The organism is Prevotella sp. HCN-7019 (genome assembly GCF_037890215.1).
GTDB lineage: Bacteria > Bacteroidota > Bacteroidia > Bacteroidales > Bacteroidaceae > Prevotella.
This window is the reverse complement of the sequence record NZ_JBBKBO010000001.1, coordinates 1-17,982: the sequence shown is the minus strand read 5'-3', so window position 1 is coordinate 17,982 and position 17,982 is coordinate 1. Positions and strand designations below refer to the sequence as shown.

Sequence of the window (17,982 nt, the reverse complement as noted above, 5' to 3'; positions counted from 1 at the left end):
CTGTAGTCTTCGTCAAGAACCGCTGCGTTTGAGAATAGAGGAATCCATGATTCACATGTTCATTTATTGTAAAATTCTTTGCCTTCAGCAGTATGAAGGCGGTTTTGTGTCATTCTTTATATAAAAAGGGCCTGCCGGAAATACAATAAATATCTTCCGGCAGGCCTTTGGGTTTTTATGGGTTCGTCTTAGATGGTCTTCTTACTGTTTCTTTATTGCCGGCTTACAGTTTGAAGTAGTTGTACACTTTCAGGTCGGTGACGGTGCTCTTGAAGTCTCCGGCTTTCTCTAATGGGAAGACGAGCGTGCGCTGATAGTTCATTCTTGCTCTGGGGTTATACAGTTCCGGCTTCTGCGGATGCTCCACTCCGTAGAAGAAATCCACCTTGTCGCTTTCGTGCACGGCATAGAGTGTGAGGGGCTCGAGGCTTTGTATCTTCTTTCCATCTACAAAAAGCTCGGTCTTACGGTTGTCGCCCTGTATGGTGATTGTGACTTTCCTGCCTTCCGGCAGACGATAGTTGAAGGTGTTGAGATAGCCGTCGCGTGCGAAACCGAGTTGTCCGTTGCGTGGGTCGGAGAGGTAGAACACGGCGTTGGACGAGCGGAACAGTTCGGTGCCCTTGGCCTCGTTTTTCGCATCAATGGTGAAGCTGACGCTGTAGTTGTAGCCTATCTCCTTGCATGGCATGTCCATTCCGGGGCTCACCTCGGCACATGCCAGCACTTCTTTCTTGTCTGGTCCGTAGGTGCCCAGTTCGTTCACGCCGGGTGCTTCGCTGAGAAGCAGGCGCCGGGTGTTGAATTCTTCGTATGGCACAGTGGTGTTGCGGCCGCTCCAGCATTTGACGGCAAGTGTCTGTATGGCTGGGTAGGCACGGTGGTGAATGTCTTTCACGGATATGCCGTTGCCGGAGTGGTCGTTCCATACGGCGAACATTCCGCCGAGGATGGCCGGGTCCTGTTCGTCGAATGTGCGGTTGCCGATGGTTGCCGGAGTCCAGTTTTCGTAGAGATACTGGCAGTTGAGATAATCGTAATAATAGCCTGCGGCGGGCACGATATATACCAGTCCGTCGGGAATGCTTATGAGTTTGTAGCCCTGTTTCTTCATTTCCACCGGATCGGCATATCCGTTGTACCAGCAGCTCATGATGACGTTGTCCGACTTGACGGGCGTATCTCCGGCGGCATGAGTCAGTGCTCCCCAGCACACGGCCTGCTTGCCGTAGCCTTCAACAAGGCGTATGTAGCGGTCGGTGAACTCGCGGAACTTCTCCACTACCTCCTTTTTGGCGTTGGAATATTCGTCTGTGCCTATGTGCACACGCTTGCCTCGGAACACGGGATTGTTTCCGCCGAGATATTCGGCGAACAGTCCGTCAAGGAATTTGTAGGTCTCCGGATTGAAGAGGTCGAGGTGGTCCATGCCGTATTCCTTCGATCCTATCTCGGGTTTGTAGTGGGTGAAGGCGAGCGAGTGGGCGGGTACGTCTATCTCGGGAATCACTTCTACGTAGTTGTGTTCGGCAAGTATCTGCATGTCGATGAACTCCTGCTTGGTGTACGAACCGTCTTTTGCCGTTAGTCCGGGATATGTGTCGGACTGCAATCTGAAGGCCGCCTGCACCTTAGACCAGTCGGAATAGAACTGCGGGAAGCTGTTGTCGTTGAGATGTAGCTGCAGGGTGTTCATCTTGTAATAGGACATTATCTTCACAAGATTGCGTATGTAACTGATGGGTATGTACTTACGGCCGCAGTCGATCATGAATCCGCGCAGACTGTATTCGGGCACATCGACAGCCCGGCCTTTGGGTATGGCCTGCGACGCATGCTGTTCCGAGAGTTGCAGCAGGGTGCGTGTGCCCCAGTATACGCCTTTGGCTGTGGCCGCAGTGATGACGGCCTTCTCGCCGATGTCCATTCTGTAGCCTTCCTCACCCAGCGTCTTGTCGTTCTTTTTTACTAAAACAAAGTCGCCTGCCTTGCCGCTTCCTTTTACCACTTTGAGGGTTTTGCCGGTGAGGGCATGGTAGTCCTGAGCGAAGGCGTCGGCTATGCGTGTCATCTCTTTGTCGCCTTTCACGGCTATGCGGCCCGAAGGTGTGAACATACCTTCGGCTCCGGTCCACGACTTTAGTTCGGGTATGACGAATGGTTTGCGGTTAGGCTCCGCGCTGGATGTCGCCGTCCACATGGCAAGCAGAATACAGAACAGGTACTTGCCGGCGTTTCTGAATGTTCTCATATAGGTTGATGTTTAGGATTTATACGTGGTTTGAGGCAGTCCGCATAAATGTTTGTGCGGACTGCCGGTGTTGTGTCGGGATTGTCCGGCGTGTCGTTCAGTTGGGGAAATAGGGCTGCGGCTGGAACCAGTCAGGACTGTTTGATATCTTCTCCACCATGCCTTCGGGCATTTGTTTGAGTTCACCGGATGCGACGAGTGCGTCCATGTCGGCCTTGAACTCGTTGTACATGTCGGGCGTCATGATGTAATATTTCGTTCCGTAATCATCTATCCGGAGCGCTATCTGCCGCAGATAGCCCCATCTTTCGAAGTAAGGCATGAGGTTGTAGCCTGCCACACGGCTTGTCTTGCGTATGAAGTTCATGATGAACGGTACGGAGTTCTCCCACGGATCGCAGTGGTCTTCAGTTATGTAGTTGTCCTTCACCCAGCACGATTCGGGGAAACGGCGGCGCAGTTCGGCCAGCTTTCCGTTGGCATTGTTGTTCTGAGCGCTGGCTATGAGTTCGTATTTGTCGGCCTTGCCTTTCTTCTCTATCTGCGAGCCTTTCCTGTCGTCGTTCTGCCGTAGGGCCTCATACCAGTCGGGAGCAAAGTCGGGCACGCCGTTCTCCGTGAAGTAATTGAACATCATGATGAGCGGACACAGTGCACCGTCGTGAACCTCCGAGTAGGCCAGGGCGCGCAGAGGATTGCTCGAACTGGGTGCTATGAGCGAGTCGCTCATGGCCTGGCATGCGGCATGGAGCTTGGTGTTGTATGCGAATTTGTCGCGGTCGGCGTAGGCATCCTTACGCTGCCGGCTAACAACAGTGCCGGAGCTGAAGCCTTTGTCCTCGAGATACTGCGCCCGTAGAGGCGCCCACAGCTTGAGTTTGTCGGAAGTACGGTAGCCCATTTTCATTATGTTGTAGTATGCCTGCAGGTTGTTGGACACCTCGCCCATGCCTGCCCAGTTGAAGTAAGGAGTCATCTGGTGCAGGTGTCCCCACTCGTGGCTGAGGCCCCAGATGGCATCGTCGTCGGTTTCCACGATGTTGCGGCAGTCCAGAACGCGCGGTTCCTGGTCGGCGTGGAAGGATACACCCAGTCCGTCCTGATACATATAATAAGTGTAGTTGACATAAGCCATGGTGCGGTTCTTGGGTATCCGACCGTACTTCTCTATTCCCAGCTGGCGGTGTTCCCACGCGACGAGCGAGTCGAGCACGTTCATGTACTGGCGGAAACCGGGTTTTCCGTCGCGCGACTTGCAGTGTTGGGCAAGTCCCTTTGACGTCCAAATGGAGTGCACTTTATGGCTGAGCACGTCCATACATCTGTTAGGCGCCTTGTTGCAGAGGGCCATCATCTCCTCGTTTGTTTTGTCCGGTGAGAGATAACCGTTCACCTGTCCGTTGACGAAATGCACTTTCAGGGCCGGGCGTTTCTCCGGTTTCTCGTCGGCGTAATAGCAGATGTATGCCAAAGCATTCCATTCGCCGTCATAGTCGATGGTGTTGATGCCGTTCTTCAGTTCGTATGTTTTTATTTCAGGAAAGCCTCCGTCGAAGTTCTGTCCTACTTTCCCGACATACCATGCCACCGTCTTGAGTTCGGCTTTCATGTCCTTTGGAAGGCCGTCGACGACGATTGTCTGGCTCGACATGGCGGGGATGTTTATTCCGGTGACGCCTGCAATCTGGTCGTAGTGCTTGCCGGGGGCATCCCATTGGCGTGCGAGGGTTTCGTAGGACAGATAACATTCGTATTCGGCAACGCGGTAGTCGGTGTCGTATGTTCCTGCCAGAATGCTTTGGGCAAGATTGCGCAGCGCTGCGTTCTGCAGTCGGTCTATCTGCGAACGGGTGACTTTCTTCTTCAGACGGGTCATGAGTTTGTCGGCGAAGATGTCCGAATGTTCCACATCATTGCTGACGGTTGTCTGACTGGCTGCGCATGTTTCGGCTGCGGAGACCATTGTTGCGGGCGTCTGCAACAGCCCCGACAGAACGAGAGCGAGCACGGCTCTGTTGATAATGGTGATGTTTTTGTTCATGAGTTTTACGGAAAAGTAGTAATGATTGTATAGTGGTTGATGCAAATTTAAGTCTTTTCGGCCACATAATCGTATTCTTTATATTATTATTTCATAATACAGGTGATTATGTCCTGAAGGCATGGTGATGTCATGACTTTTATGTGTCGGCTATGAGGAAAAGCGGCTTCCGCAATAAGGTTTGTTTATAAATAATACACCCGATAGGGTATAATAATTAAAAATATTAATAAAATTATACCCTAAAAGGTATAATGAGTGTGTATAATTTGTATATTTGTACCCAAACGGGTATAAAATGGAAGACAGGGAAATAGCCGCTTTTGTGAAAGAGATGAGAAAGAAGTTCAACCTCACGCAGGTGGACTTGGCCGACAAGTCGGGCGTGGGGCTGCGCTTCGTACGTGAGTTGGAACAGGGCAAACAGACCTTGCGCATGGACAAGATAAACCAGGTGCTGAGCCTTTTCGGCCGCCAGGTGGGTGCCGTGGAGATAGGAGGCGAGGGTCGGACGCGCGAGAAGTGACGGCCGGACGCACCAGGGATGAAGGCCGGATGCGATAAGGATGACTGCCGGAACATGAACATTAAGACACATCAGTGAGTATGAAGACAGCGCTTGTATATCTTTACGACCGCCTTGCAGGGCGGTTGACGGAGGACGAAAACGGTTTCACGTTCTGTTACGACCGTGAGTTTCTTGCTTCGGACGATGCTGAGGCCGTGAGCCTTACTCTTCCGCTGACCGACGAACCGTATCACGACACGGTGCTGTTTCCCTTCTTCGACGGACTGATACCCGAGGGTTGGCTGCTCGGGATAGCCGAGAGAAGCTGGAAGATAAACCAGCGCGATCGCATGTCGCTGCTCATGGTGTGCTGCAAGGACTGCATAGGGGCGGTGAGTGTGGTGCCCGAAAAGGACGAGGAATGACTCCGGCAACGCATCGCTTCAGGCCATGCGGCGGACCGGAAACTTAAGAAATAAAAGACAACAATCATGGACTGCGACTCTAAAAGAATATGCCTGCATTGCTACAAACCGCTGAAGGACGGGCAGACAGACTATCATCCGGCGTGCGCACGCAAGTTTTTCGGTACGCGCGAGGCACCGTCGCTGCCTTACGTCCGCTCGCAGTTGGGCGACCTGGCGCGGCAGGTGGTGCGCAGTCAGAGCACTCTGACGGGTGTGCAGGCCAAGCTCTCGCTCGACATAGACAAGGGTGGGCGCAACCGGCCCGACCGTTTCACCATCGTGGGGCTGTGGGGACGGTTCATCCTCAAGCCGCAGACGGGAACGTACAGGGCGCTACCCGAGCTGGAGGACCTTACCATGCACCTGGCCGAGGCGGTGAAGATAAACGTGGTGCCACACAGTCTGATACGCTTCAGCGACGGCGAACTGTGCTACATCACGAGGCGTGTCGACCGCACGGAGACGGGCGCGAAGGTACCGATGGAGGACATGTGCCAGCTCACGGAACGTCTGACGGAATATAAATATAAAGGTTCGTACGAGCAGATAGCCAAGGCGATAAAGAAGTATTCGTCGGCTCCGAAGCTCGACCTCGTGAACTTCTGGGAGGTGGTGGTGTTCTCGTGGATAACCGGAAACGCCGACATGCACCTCAAGAACTTCTCGCTATACAACAACATGGGCACGGGCTATACGCTCACTCCTGCCTACGACATGGTGGCTACGGCGCTCATCATGCCCGACGACCCCGAGGAACTGGCCCTCACGCTCAACGGTAAGAAGCGCAAGCTGCGCCGCTCTGATTTCATAAAGTCGATAACGGCGTCGGGCATCGACGAGAAAGTGATAGACAACATGGCAAAGAGATTCAGCCGCGCCATTACAAAATGGTTCGAGATAATAGACCGTTCGTTTGTGCCCGACGACATGAAGAAGCAATACAAGAACCTTATACTGCGGCGCATAGTCATGCTGAAATGAGAGGGAGAGGCGCGTTGAGGGCGGCCGCGCCGTATGTGTCATGCCGCGGTGTACCGTCAGCCATGTTGTCCGCATGACTTTGCGGGCGGTGGAATGGCGGATGTATAAAAAAACAGAAAATCCGGTCGCGAGTGTTAAATATTCGTCGTGAAAAATGCGGAAAAAACGCGTCGGAGCGCACCGACGGGCTGTACGGACCGAAAAACGTGAATTTTGACGAATTTGGTAATTCTCTGTAATACAGTCGTTTACGCACCGCTGTATTGCAGCCTGTTTTTATACGCTTCGCGAAACAGCCCGTTTTGTCTCCTGATAATGCTCATATCGCATGGTGAAATAGTTCATATCGCACGCCGGAATGGTTCATATCGCACGCTGAAATGGTGGGTTTCGCGGTATAAAACAGGCCGTTTTGCAACAGGGTCATTCGGCAATGGTGATACGATGTGTTGTGAAAAGGCTTTACGGAAGCCGGAAACGGTGCTGTGGAATGCTGGAACAGAGAAAACGGAATGTTAAATTCGGATCGCTGAGTGTGAATATAAGTTAACGAAAATTTGGAGAAACGGGCGCAGTCCGGGTGGAAGTATCTGTGACGTAATGTTGCTGTGTGTATGCTTCCTTTATCGTCGTCTGTTTTTTATAAAGCTGTGGCGTGAGGCCTTCGTTGTTCCTGTGGTTCTGTCGTGGCGGTTTTATTGTCTTCCTATGGCCGGAATATTTCTCTTTGGTTCCGGACTTATGTGTTTGGGATATTGTGCGTTATATGTGGTTTGCAGCATGTGCCATGCTCCGTATCCGGTATCAACGGACGAGTCTTAAAGTTGTGATGGTGTGTTGATAACATTACTAATAATATCTAAAATAGTTAAAGTTTATTAATAATATATTTACTGCCGCTTTCCCGTTTGCTTCCGCTGAATAAAATATGTAATTTTGCAGTCCGATTATTTCGGGGATACACTTAGAGTCCCCAGCGTGAGAGTGTTAATAGTGTTGGTCTTTGGCCGGACCACGCGGTTAGTGAATCGCTCGCGCAAAGGTATAATGTTTTTTAGTAGTAATATTTAAATTAAACAATGAACACTTTAAGTTACAAGACTGTTTCCGCAAACAAGGAAACTGCGAAGAAAGAGTGGGTTGTTGTTGACGCAACAGATCAGGTGGTAGGTCGCCTCTGCTCTAAAGTAGCAAAACTTATCCGCGGAAAGTACAAACCAAACTTCACTCCTCATGTAGATTGTGGAGACAACGTAATCATCATCAACGCTTCTAAGGTGGTATTCACCGGAAAGAAGGAAACCGACAAGGTTTACACCCGTTATACTGGTTATCCAGGCGGACAGCGTTTCAATACACCGGAAGACCTGCGCAAGCGTCCTAATGGTGTAGACAAGATCATTCGTCACGCTGTTAAGGGCATGCTCCCGAAAGGTCCGCTCGGCCGCAAGCTGTTGAATAATCTTTATGTATTTGAAGGCGCAGAGCATGACAAGGATGCTCAGAAACCGAAGGCAATTGATATTAACCAGTATAAATAAACAGTAAGATGGAAATGATAAATGCAATTGGTCGCCGCAAGACTTCTGTAGCCCGTGTTTATCTCACTGAGGGTACCGGCAAGATCACTATAAATAAGGTAGAACTGGAGAAATACTTTCCGTCAGCTATTCTGCAGTATGTTGTGAAGCAGCCTCTGCAGCTCCTGGGTGTGGAAGGCAAATATGATATTAAGGTAAATCTTGACGGTGGCGGTTATACCGGACAGAGCCAGGCTCTTCGTCTTGCAATCGCACGCGCACTGGTTAAGATCAACGCAGAAGACAAGAAAGCTCTCAAAGACAAAGGCTTCCTCACACGCGATTCTCGTGCTGTTGAGCGTAAAAAGCCGGGACGTCCGAAGGCTCGTCGTCGCTTCCAGTTCAGCAAGCGTTAATGTCATCCGATGTCGGATGTGCTGTCCTGCCGGTTGTACGGCAATGCGTGGCAGCGTGATATCTGACGTCATGGCAGCATAAGTTTAGTATCCAAGCCTGTGAGACTTCGACACAAGTATGACGGATTACCCATGGGCTGGTTCGAGAAAACTAAAAGGAAAGTAAACAATTTAAACAAACAAAACAACAATGTCAAGAACAAACTTTGACCAATTATTGGAAGCAGGATGCCACTTCGGTCACCTGCGTCGTAAATGGAATCCCGCAATGGCTCCTTATATCTTCATGGAGCGCAACGGCATTCATATCATCGATCTGCACAAAACCGTAGCTAAGGTTGACGAGGCTGCTGAAGCTCTCAAGCAGATTGCCAAGGCAGGAAAGAAAATCCTGTTTGTCGCTACTAAAAAACAAGCAAAGGAAATTGTTGCTGAAAAGGCAACAAGCGTAAATATGCCTTACGTTATCGAGCGTTGGCCGGGCGGTATGCTTACCAACTTCCCGACAATCCGCAAGGCTGTGAAGAAAATGGCCAATATCGACAAACTGATGAACGACGGTACTTATGCCAAGCTGTCTAAGCGTGAGCTGCTGCAGATTACACGTCAGCGCGCAAAGCTGGAGAAGAACCTCGGTTCAATTTCTGACCTGACTCGTCTGCCGAGCGCACTCTTCGTTATCGACGTAATGAAGGAGAACATCGCAGTTAGAGAGGCAAACCGTCTGGGTATTCCTGTTTTCGCAATGGTTGATACAAACTCTGATCCGAAGAACATCGACTACATCATTCCTGCCAACGACGACGCTAAGGATTCTATCGATGTAGTTCTGACAGCTTGCTGCAACGCAATCGCTGAGGGTCTGGAGGAGCGCAAGGCTGAGAAGGCTGACGAGAAAGCTGCTGCCGAGCAGGCTGAAGCTGCTGCTGACGCTAAACCGAAGCGCGCACGCAAAGCTCGCAAGGATGCTCCCGCAGAAGAGGCTGCTCCTGTAGCAGAGGCTCCTGCTGCTGAAGAACCGGCTGCAGAGTAATGCATTAGAAACCATACATTCATTTATAAATCAAAAGAAAACAATAAACTATGGCTGTTTCAATTGACGATATAAAGAAACTTCGCGCAATGACCGGTGCCGGTCTGGCAGACGTGAAGAAGGCTCTCACAGAGGCTGAAGGCGATTTCGACAAAGCAAAGGATCTGCTCCGCGAGCGTGGACTGGCTATCGCTGCAAAGCGTTCAGACCGCGAGACATCCAACGGATGCGTGCTCGTTAAGAAAGTAGGTGACTTCGCTGCTATCGTAGCTCTGAAGTGTGAGACTGACTTCGTTGCCAACGGAGCCGACTTCATTAAGCTGACAAGCGACATCCTCGATGCTGCTATTGCAGCAAAGGCCCACACTCTTGACGAGGTTAAGGCCCTCACACTCGCTGACGGTTCTGCCGTACAGGATGCTATCACACAGCGTTCTGGTATCACAGGTGAGAAGATGGAGCTCGACGGATACAACGTTCTCGAAGGCGAAAACATCGAAGTGTACGACCACATGGGCAAGCACACTCTCGCAACAATGGTTCAGCTCAACAAGGAGAACGTAGAACTGGGACACAAGATGGCTATGCAGGTTGCTGCTATGAAGCCTATCGCACTCGATGAGGAGTCTGTTCCTCAGGAAGTGAAGGACAACGAGTTCCAGGTAGCTGTACAGAAGACAAAGGAAGAGCAGATTGAGAAAGCAGTTGAGGTTGCTCTCAAGAAGGCCGGCCTGAACCCGAATCTGGTTGACAGCGAAGACCATATCGAGTCAAACATCAAGAAGGGATGGCTCACACGCGAGGAAGCTGACAAGGCTCTTGTTATCAAGAAGGAAGCCGCAGAGCAGAAAGCTGCCAACCTGCCTGAGCAGATGATACAGAACATCGCTAAGGGACGTCTGGCTAAATTCCTCAAAGAGTGCTGTCTCGTAAATCAGGAATTCCAGTTCGGCGACGGCGACAAGACAAGTGTTGCCGACTATCTGAAGAAGCAGGACAAGGATCTGGCGATTGTTGCTTACAAGCGTTTCACCCTTGTTGCCGAATAAGTGTATAACTGAATATACAATCACAAGATAGAAGACGGAGTTATGAGGAGTGAAAGCTCTTTATGACTCCGTCTTTTGTTAATTATTTGCAATGAAGATATTTGCAGTAGGAATGAACTATATCCAGCACAATAAAGAGCTGGATGGAGCGTTATATAAACCGGAGGAACCCGTGATATTCACCAAGGCCGACTCCGCATTGCTCAAGGACCGCAAGCCGTTTTTCGTGCCCGACTTCATGGGACGCATAGACTATGAGGCCGAACTGGTGGTGCGGATATGCCGTCTCGGCAAGACAATTCCGCAGCGTTTCGCCCACCGCTACTATGATGCGGTGACATTGGGTGTCGATTTCACGGCACGCGATATGCAGCGCAGATTCCGTGAGAAAGGCATGCCGTGGGACTTGTGCAAGGGCTTTGACGGTTCGGCTGCCATAGGCGAATGGGTTGATATCAACAAATTCCGCGACATACAGGCCATAAATTTCCGTCTCAATATCAACGGTTCTACCGTTCAGGAAGCCTGTACGAGCGATATGCTTTATGGCGTTGACGAACTCATAGCTTATATAAGCAGATATTTTACACTAAAGACCGGTGACCTCATCTACACCGGAACGCCTGCCGGAACAGGTCCTGTTGCGATAGGCGACAGGTTGGAGGGCTGGCTCGACGACCGCAAGGTGCTCGAATTCTCATGCCGTTAGACAGCGGCACATTCCTTGCCCGGTTAGCCGGAAAAAGCTAAAACGTAAGATAAGCGTGAACAGACTGTTTTACAATATACTCTTTCTGATGTTCCTGCTCATGCAGCCTTCGGTTGCCGGAGCACAGACATTCTTCAATCTGACGGCTGATCAGGTGAGGACAGACTCCGTGCTTCCTCATTTTGCAACCACTCTACCGTTGCCTGATAATTATGCCGACTCCATTTATACGGTGTCTGTTGCATATCCCGAATTTATTGATATGCCCCGACAGGACATCGAGTCTTACAAGAAACTTGTTTCAGAATTGCCACCCGAAATGCCAAAGGTCGAAAGCCACATTGTGTTCGACCGCAAGAAACCTTCGCTCGAGATGAGTTTCTGTCCGGTGGTTTTCCGTGACGGACGCTACCAGCTTCTTGTCAGCTTCATGCTGAAGAAAGAAGCCCGTCCTGCCTCTTCCGCCCGTCGTGCTGCATTGCGCGCCGCTTCAGATCCGGCCTCGCGCTATGCCGCTCATTCTGTTCTTGCTTCAGGGCGTTGGGCAAAGATACGTGTGCCGTCCACCGGAGTGTATCAGCTCAGTGAGTCGCTGATACGTCAGGCCGGCTTTTCTGATATAAGCAAGGTCAAGGTTTATGGCTACGGCGGCAACCTCAGGAGTGAGCAGTTGTCGGCAGACGACCTTACTGAATACGACGACCTGCGTGAGGTTCCGCTCTGTGATGTCGGCGGACGCCTGCTTTTCCATGCCCTCGGTCCGGTGTCGTGGAAAGCCAACAACAGCAGTCGTCGCACGCGTAACCCATATTCTGACTACGGTTATTATTTCATCACGCAGAACGATGAAGGCTCTCCTGCCCGCATAAGTCAGGAAGACTTCCTCGCATCCTTTTATCCTTCAGCCGATTATTATCATACTCTTTACGAAGTGGACGGCTATTCCTGGTATCAGGGAGGCCGCAATCTGTTCGACAGCCGGCAGATAACCGCAACGTCGCCACACTCAGTCGAGTTGGCCGGCAATCCGGAAGCTACATCCGGAAAACTGTCCGTCAATGTGTCTGCGGGCAGTGCATGCCGTGTACAGATAGAATTCAACGATTCCATTATAGGCATTCTCAGTGTGAATCTCATTGCCTATGATGAGGGCAGTGAGGCTTCGGGCACTTACACAGTAAAGAACCTGAAGGCACAGAACACTGTCAAGCTGACTGTACTTTCGGGCGGACCGGCACGTCTCGACTATGTGTCGATGGCGTGGGACAAGCCTTTTGCCGCTCCCGACCTGACGTCGTCGTTCCCCGTTCCGCAGTACGTATATAACATAACCAACCAGGATTTGCACGCCGACGGGCCTGCCGACATGGTGATAATCATTCCGACATCGCAGAAACTCAGGAAAGAGGCCGAGCGTCTGAAGGAGTTCCACGAGACCCGCGACGCGCTTCGGGTGCGTATAGTGCCTGCCGACGAACTGTTCAACGAGTTCTCCAGCGGTACACCCGATGCCAGCGCCTACCGCAACTATCTCAAGATGCTCTACGACCGTGCCGCTTCCGAAGCCGACATGCCTAAGTATCTGCTGCTCTTCGGAGACTGTGTGTGGGACAACCGCATGCTCACACCGGAGTGCCGCAATCTGAATGCCGACGACTATCTGCTCTGCTTTGAGAGCGAGAACTCGTTCAACGAAGTGAGTTGCTATATCGACGACGGCTACTTCTGCATGCTCGACGACGGTGAGGGAGTGAACCCTCTGCTCCGCGACAAGCTCGATGTGGCAGTGGGACGATTCCCTGTGACGACGGAGAGCGAGGCCAAGGTGATGGTGGACAAGGTGATAAACTACGTCACCAACCAGAACGCCGGAGCATGGCAGAACACCATGATGTTCATGGGTGATGACGGCAACTACGACATACACATGCGTGATGTGAACGACGCTGCCGACATGGTGGCGGAGCTGAATCCAGGATTCAACATAAAGAAAGTGCTGTGGGATGCCTACAAACGTGAGACATCATCAACAGGAAAATCATATCCTGACGCATCGAAAGCCATAAAACAGCAGCAGGCCGCAGGCGCGCTCATCATGGATTATGCCGGACATGGACGTGCCGACCAGATATCGCATGAGTCGGTGCTCAGACTCTCCGACTTTGCAGGTTTCACCAATACAAACCTTCCTTTGTGGATAACAGCATCGTGTGACATCATGCCTTTTGACGGCATGAAGTCGACAATAGGCGAGACAGCCGTGCTCAATTCAAAAGGCGGAGCCGTAGCCTTCTACGGCACTACACGTACTGTATATGCCTCTCACAACAAGACTATGAACATGAACTTCCTGCGCAACGTGCTCACACTGACCGACGGGAAACCCACAACACTCGGCGAGGCACAGCGTTTGGCAAAGAACAGTGTGAAGACAAACGGCAACATGGAAGTGGTGAACAACCTGCAGTACTCACTGCTTGGCGATCCAGCCATGACGCTTTGCCTGCCTACACTCACCGTTGTGGTGGATTCCATCAACGGAGTGGACGTAACCACGGGCAACACCGTGAGCGTTGGAGCGGGCAGTGTGATGCGTGTGAGCGGCTATGTGAAGGACGCTCCGTCGTTCAGCGGAGTGCTTTCTGCCACTGTTCACGACAGTCGCGAGCTGGTGACATGCCGCTGGAACAACCGCAACGAGGATGAGGCGTCGAGCAGTCCGTTCACTTATTATGACCGCCCGAAGGTGCTCTTCAGCGGCAACGACAGCATTTCCGGCGGACGCTTTGAGTTCTCTTTTGCCGTGCCTAAGGACATCAACTACACCGACGGTACGGGGCTTATCAATCTTTATGCCGTAAGCAACGACCGCACACTCATAGGCAACGGCTACAGTGAGTCGTTCGTTGTGGGTGGAGGCGATGTAGCCGACAACGACTCTGTGGGTCCGTCCATCTTCTGTTATCTCAATTCGCCTTCGTTTGTCAACGGAGGCAAGGTGAACAGTACGCCTTACTTCGTGGCCGAAATAATGGACAAGGACGGCATCAACTCCTCCGGCAACGGCATCGGACACGACCTGCAGCTTGTCATCGACGGCGAAATGACGCGCACATACAATCTGAACGACAATTTCAGCTACGACTTCGGCAGCTACACACGCGGCACGACATACTACAACATTCCCGAACTCGAGGAAGGCGAGCACACATTGCAGTTCCGCGCATGGGACGTGTTCAACAACATGTCGAGCACTCAACTGCGTTTCAGAGTGGTGAAAGGACTTTCGCCTTCGCTCTTCAGCGTGAGCTGTTCGGACAATCCCGCCACCACCTCCACGACATTCATCATCAGTCACGACCGTGCCGGCAGCACAGTGGATGTGGGCATCGACGTGTTCGACATGAGCGGACGGCTGCTCTGGACACACGAGGAGAGCGGCGTGAGCACGGGCAGTGCCTACACCGTGGAATGGGATCTGACCATCGATGGCGGCCAACGCCTGGGCACAGGTGTATATCTCTACCGTGTGCGCATGTCGTCTGACGGCAGCTCGCAGACCTCAAAAGCAAAGAAACTTGTAATCATCGGCAATAAATAGAGCGCATCAGCGTTTTTTATTCAGTGCCTTATAAAGATTTATATTAACGACAAACACCATAAGAATGAACACTAAGATAAGAATATTTGCCGCGTGCCTGTTTTTCGGTCTTGCACTGACGGCTTCGGCCCAGGACAAGGAAAACATGTTCAACCCTGTCAATACGTCAGTCACATCGCAGACCATCGCCCCCGATGCACGTGCTGCCGGTATGGGTGACGCCGGTGTAGCGACCGACCCCGACGTGGTTTCGCAATACTGGAACCCGGCAAAATATCCGTTCGCCATATCGCGTGCGGGTGTCGCACTCAACTATACTCCGTGGTTGCGACAGCTTGTCAGCGACATGGACCTGGCCTATCTGGCCGGATACTACCGCATAGGTGACTACTCGGCTGTGTCGGCTTCGCTTCGCTATTTCTCGCTCGGTGAGGTATATACCAGCATGGGTGAGAGCGACGACAACAGCATGACCATCAACCCATACGAGATGTCTTTCGACGTGGCTTACTCTCTTATGCTCAGCGAAAAGTTCTCTATCGCGGCTGCAGTGAGATGGATCTACTCCGACCTGACCTACGACTACACCGAAGATACATCGCCAGGAAGCGCCTTTGCAGCCGACCTCGCCGCCTACTATCAGGACTATTTCACCATCGGACAGCGTGAGTGTCAGCTCGGTCTTGGTCTGAATATATCTAACATCGGTAGCAAAATCTCGTTCGGTGGCGACGACAACAGCGAGTTCATTCCTACCAACATGCGACTCGGTGCCTCGCTTATGGTGCCCGTGGACGAGTACAACCGCTTCACCATCACGGCCGATGCCAACAAACTGCTTGTGCCTACCTATCCCAAGCAGAACGAGGGCGAGTCTACCGAAGACTACATGGAGCGTGTGCAGAAAGACTATTACGACGTGAGCAGCATAAGCGGTATATTCAAGAGCTTCGGCGATGCGCCCGGCGGTTTCAAGGAAGAGTTGCAGGAAATCAACTGGAGTGTCGGTGGCGAATACGTCTATCACGACCAGTTCGCGCTGCGTGCCGGATATCATCACGAGTCGGAGAACAAAGGTAACCGCAAATACTTCACAGTCGGTGCGGGCTTCAAGATGAGCGTGTTCTCGCTCGATGCGGCCTACGTCATAGCTACCGCGAAGAGCAATCCGCTCGACCAGACACTGCGCTTCACGCTCAGTTTCGACATGGACGGTATAAAGGAACTCTTCAGAAGATAAACGCCCTGCCGGCGACGGAACACACATAACACAGCAAATAAAGACATTAGAATATGAAAATACGTGTAGGATTCGGTTTCGACGTACATAAGCTGGTGCCCGGCCGCGACCTCTGGCTCGGCGGAATAAAGCTCGACCACGAACTCGGACTGCTTGGTCACAGCGACGCCGATGTGCTCATCCATGCCATATGCGACGCTCTGCTCGGTGCGGCAAACATGCGCGACATAGGCTATCACTTCCCCGATACGTCGGACGAAACGCTCGACATAGACAGCAAAATACTGCTGCGCAAGACCGTGGAGCTCATAGCCACAAAGGGTTACACCGTGGGCAACATCGACGCCACGGTGTGTGCGGAGCGCCCGAAGCTCAATCCTCACATACCGGACATGTGCCGTTGTCTTGCCGAAGTGATAGGCACCGACGTCGACAATGTGTCGGTGAAGGCCACGACAACCGAGCGTCTCGGTTTCACAGGGCGTCAGGAAGGCATCAGTGCCTACGCCACTGTTCTTATATGCGGCTGACCTCACAGGTCGGCCGTTGTTGTTTTTATACCTCCTGCGCTTCTATCTGTTTCCTTTCCTTTTGTCTGTCTTTCGTGGAGAAGCCCGTGGCTATGTTCCGTTTCTACATTTCCGGCACGTCTGTGGTGCGTCAGTAGCGGCGCCGATGGAGCAGGGTGGCGTTTCCGAAGTGTACCTGTAGCAAGATCTGTTGCTTCCTGAGGTGCTTTCTTCATGCTCCGTCGCTATACCTATTTGTTGCTTTCCATTTCCTATGATATGCGTCGCAAATGTATATTTATGCATTTCTGAAAGTAAAAAAATTTGACAAAAATTTTTCGCAAAATAGAAATGCGCGATGTCGTTTTTCCTGTATCTCAAATTGCGAAAAGCCCTTTTTTGCGTTTGCTGTGTCTTGACTGCGCTGCACATGATTTTCCGTTGCTTTGCGGAATGCACTTTATTGCACCGCGAAATGCACTGTTTCATGCCCTGATATGGTTCGTTTCATGGCATGATATAGCCTGTTTCGCATGCCCGGAAAGGCTCTTTCGCAGCACCATGTGGAGCGTATTATTTCGCGTAATGGCGCAACCTGCTGTGTGACAGTGTGTTGCGCAAAGTGCTCAAAACTCGCGAATTTGCGGCCGGATGCACACTTGCTCGCAAATATTCAATTCTCGTGAGGTTGACGATGTATAAATATTCATCATCGTTCGGATTTCTGTATATTTATGCAACAGGGTAAGGCTTTTTTACATCTGCCTTACAAAGTGCTCCGTCCGTGGGCATGCGGCGTACGGGCCGTGGCCTTCTGCCGCAGCTGTATTATTTATGTCTCATCGCTTTATGTGCTGTCTAATGGCCGTATGCAGAGTATAGTGCGATGCCGGTCTGTTAATCTGGAGTCCGGTTCTGCAAAACGTGCGTAGCTGTTGTGTTAAGAGTAAAGTGCCGCTTTTCAAAGTATATCAGTTTGTTTTTCAGGAAATATGAAGCCGGTTTTCACAGCATGTCGCCACGCTTTGGCGTATCTGCGTATTTGTTCTTCAAAGTATTAAAAAGAAAAATGCCACTACTTTCAACAAGCAGTGGCATATTCCTATGTTTAACTAAAAAAACTTTCGAAACAAATGCGAACCTCACGGCCCAGCATTGTTACCTGTTAAACAATCGTTTTAATTTACCTTAAACCTAATAACTAAAAACCTAAATCTATTACTACTAACCTAAACAATCTATTAACCTTTTGACGATGCAAAGATACGACGGTTTTTCGATTCCTCCAAACAATAAAACAAATAATATGATATTTTTAATTCTTTTTTGACATATATCAATATTCTGTGTGCGCACACAGCGTTCAATGTGTGGCGAAAATTTGCCGCTGTGCTTTGATATTGTGACATTTTGATACTTCGAGCTTGCATTTTGACATCTTAAGTACCGCGGATTCATGCCTTTCACGGTCTTTTCTGCAAATTAATGATAGTTTTTCACCTTTTCCGCCATATCATACTGGTTTTAAAGACGTTAACGTTGAGTATTGCGCTCCAGCAACGGTTATTCCGCCTCTTTTTTGTCTGTGGATCAAGCCTGTGCATGTCGCTGCGTCCAGCCTGCGCTTTTTCGCGGTCTTTTTATATAAATGTATTAT

The 17,982-nt window shown here is 51.0% G+C and carries 14 protein-coding genes; 11 read left to right on the top strand and 3 right to left on the bottom strand.

All coding sequences use genetic code 11. The features are described from left to right. Positions 1-223: 223 nt before the first annotated feature. A complete protein-coding gene (locus WKT13_RS00070; RefSeq protein ID WP_445323542.1) occupies positions 224-2,251 on the bottom strand; it encodes a family 20 glycosylhydrolase in 2,028 nt (675 codons plus the stop codon). A gap of 97 nt (positions 2,252-2,348) precedes the next feature. Then, entirely contained in the window at positions 2,349-4,292 is a 1,944-nt protein-coding gene (locus WKT13_RS00065) for a M60 family metallopeptidase (protein WP_340322342.1), read from the bottom strand. Positions 4,293-4,590: 298 nt separating this feature from the next. Here WKT13_RS00065 and WKT13_RS00060 point away from each other — a divergent pair, with 298 nt between their 5' ends. The 11 genes from WKT13_RS00060 to ispF all read left to right on the top strand — a co-directional run bounded on the left by WKT13_RS00060 (position 4,591) and on the right by ispF (position 16,346). Next, complete coding sequence (locus WKT13_RS00060; RefSeq protein ID WP_340322341.1) at positions 4,591-4,818, top strand: helix-turn-helix transcriptional regulator; 228 nt, start codon at positions 4,591-4,593, stop codon at positions 4,816-4,818. Positions 4,819-4,898: 80 nt separating this feature from the next. After that, positions 4,899-5,225, top strand: coding sequence for a HipA N-terminal domain-containing protein (locus WKT13_RS00055; protein WP_294459098.1), 327 nt, complete (start codon positions 4,899-4,901; stop codon positions 5,223-5,225). Between the two features lie 66 nt (positions 5,226-5,291). After that, complete coding sequence (locus WKT13_RS00050) at positions 5,292-6,248, top strand: HipA domain-containing protein (protein WP_340322340.1); 957 nt, start codon at positions 5,292-5,294, stop codon at positions 6,246-6,248. A 1,079-nt stretch (positions 6,249-7,327) separates the two neighbouring features. Next, complete coding sequence (gene rplM, locus WKT13_RS00045) at positions 7,328-7,789, top strand: 50S ribosomal protein L13 (protein ID WP_294459101.1); 462 nt, start codon at positions 7,328-7,330, stop codon at positions 7,787-7,789. Between the two features lie 8 nt (positions 7,790-7,797). After that, a complete protein-coding gene (gene rpsI, locus WKT13_RS00040; protein ID WP_298620396.1) occupies positions 7,798-8,184 on the top strand; it encodes a 30S ribosomal protein S9 in 387 nt (128 codons plus the stop codon). A 190-nt stretch (positions 8,185-8,374) separates the two neighbouring features. Beyond that, on the top strand, positions 8,375-9,217 hold the full coding sequence (gene rpsB / locus WKT13_RS00035; RefSeq protein WP_298620398.1) for a 30S ribosomal protein S2: 843 nt from the start codon (positions 8,375-8,377) through the stop codon (positions 9,215-9,217). Positions 9,218-9,267: 50 nt separating this feature from the next. After that, entirely contained in the window at positions 9,268-10,266 is a 999-nt protein-coding gene (gene tsf / locus WKT13_RS00030; RefSeq protein WP_298620400.1) for a translation elongation factor Ts, read from the top strand. A gap of 91 nt (positions 10,267-10,357) precedes the next feature. Further along, positions 10,358-10,975, top strand: coding sequence for a fumarylacetoacetate hydrolase family protein (locus WKT13_RS00025; RefSeq protein ID WP_340322339.1), 618 nt, complete (start codon positions 10,358-10,360; stop codon positions 10,973-10,975). Between the two features lie 88 nt (positions 10,976-11,063). Further along, positions 11,064-14,576 carry a type IX secretion system sortase PorU gene (gene porU / locus WKT13_RS00020; RefSeq protein WP_340322750.1) on the top strand — a complete coding sequence of 1,171 codons (3,513 nt, stop codon included), beginning with the start codon at positions 11,064-11,066 and terminating at the stop codon, positions 14,574-14,576. A gap of 64 nt (positions 14,577-14,640) precedes the next feature. Next, positions 14,641-15,816 (top strand): type IX secretion system outer membrane channel protein PorV, encoded by a 1,176-nt coding sequence (gene porV, locus WKT13_RS00015; protein ID WP_298620404.1) that lies wholly within the window; start codon positions 14,641-14,643, stop codon positions 15,814-15,816. 53 nt (positions 15,817-15,869) lie between these two features. Further along, positions 15,870-16,346: a 2-C-methyl-D-erythritol 2,4-cyclodiphosphate synthase gene (gene ispF, locus WKT13_RS00010; protein WP_340322338.1), complete on the top strand. Its 477-nt coding sequence runs from the start codon at positions 15,870-15,872 to the stop codon at positions 16,344-16,346. A 2-nt stretch (positions 16,347-16,348) separates the two neighbouring features. Here the strand turns inward: ispF and WKT13_RS00005 are convergent, their stop codons facing one another. Beyond that, on the bottom strand, positions 16,349-16,561 hold the full coding sequence (locus tag WKT13_RS00005; RefSeq protein WP_340322337.1) for a hypothetical protein: 213 nt from the start codon (positions 16,559-16,561) through the stop codon (positions 16,349-16,351). Positions 16,562-17,982: the final 1,421 nt, after the last annotated feature.

What these genes read in the sequence shown, in the direction of transcription:
- WKT13_RS00065 (WP_340322342.1), bottom strand. Translation starts at nt 4,292, where the DNA reads ATGAACAAAAACATCACCATTATCAACAGAGCCGTGCTCGCTCTCGTT.
- WKT13_RS00060 (WP_340322341.1), top strand. Translation starts at nt 4,591, where the DNA reads ATGGAAGACAGGGAAATAGCCGCTTTTGTGAAAGAGATGAGAAAGAAG.
- tsf (WP_298620400.1), top strand. Translation starts at nt 9,268, where the DNA reads ATGGCTGTTTCAATTGACGATATAAAGAAACTTCGCGCAATGACCGGT.
- rpsB (WP_298620398.1), top strand. Translation starts at nt 8,375, where the DNA reads ATGTCAAGAACAAACTTTGACCAATTATTGGAAGCAGGATGCCACTTC.
- rplM (WP_294459101.1), top strand. Translation starts at nt 7,328, where the DNA reads ATGAACACTTTAAGTTACAAGACTGTTTCCGCAAACAAGGAAACTGCG.
- rpsI (WP_298620396.1), top strand. Translation starts at nt 7,798, where the DNA reads ATGGAAATGATAAATGCAATTGGTCGCCGCAAGACTTCTGTAGCCCGT.
- WKT13_RS00025 (WP_340322339.1), top strand. Translation starts at nt 10,358, where the DNA reads ATGAAGATATTTGCAGTAGGAATGAACTATATCCAGCACAATAAAGAG.
- porU (WP_340322750.1), top strand. Translation starts at nt 11,064, where the DNA reads ATGTTCCTGCTCATGCAGCCTTCGGTTGCCGGAGCACAGACATTCTTC.
- WKT13_RS00070 (WP_445323542.1), bottom strand. Translation starts at nt 2,251, where the DNA reads ATGAGAACATTCAGAAACGCCGGCAAGTACCTGTTCTGTATTCTGCTT.
- WKT13_RS00005 (WP_340322337.1), bottom strand. Translation starts at nt 16,561, where the DNA reads ATGAAGAAAGCACCTCAGGAAGCAACAGATCTTGCTACAGGTACACTT.
- WKT13_RS00055 (WP_294459098.1), top strand. Translation starts at nt 4,899, where the DNA reads ATGAAGACAGCGCTTGTATATCTTTACGACCGCCTTGCAGGGCGGTTG.
- WKT13_RS00050 (WP_340322340.1), top strand. Translation starts at nt 5,292, where the DNA reads ATGGACTGCGACTCTAAAAGAATATGCCTGCATTGCTACAAACCGCTG.
- ispF (WP_340322338.1), top strand. Translation starts at nt 15,870, where the DNA reads ATGAAAATACGTGTAGGATTCGGTTTCGACGTACATAAGCTGGTGCCC.
- porV (WP_298620404.1), top strand. Translation starts at nt 14,641, where the DNA reads ATGAACACTAAGATAAGAATATTTGCCGCGTGCCTGTTTTTCGGTCTT.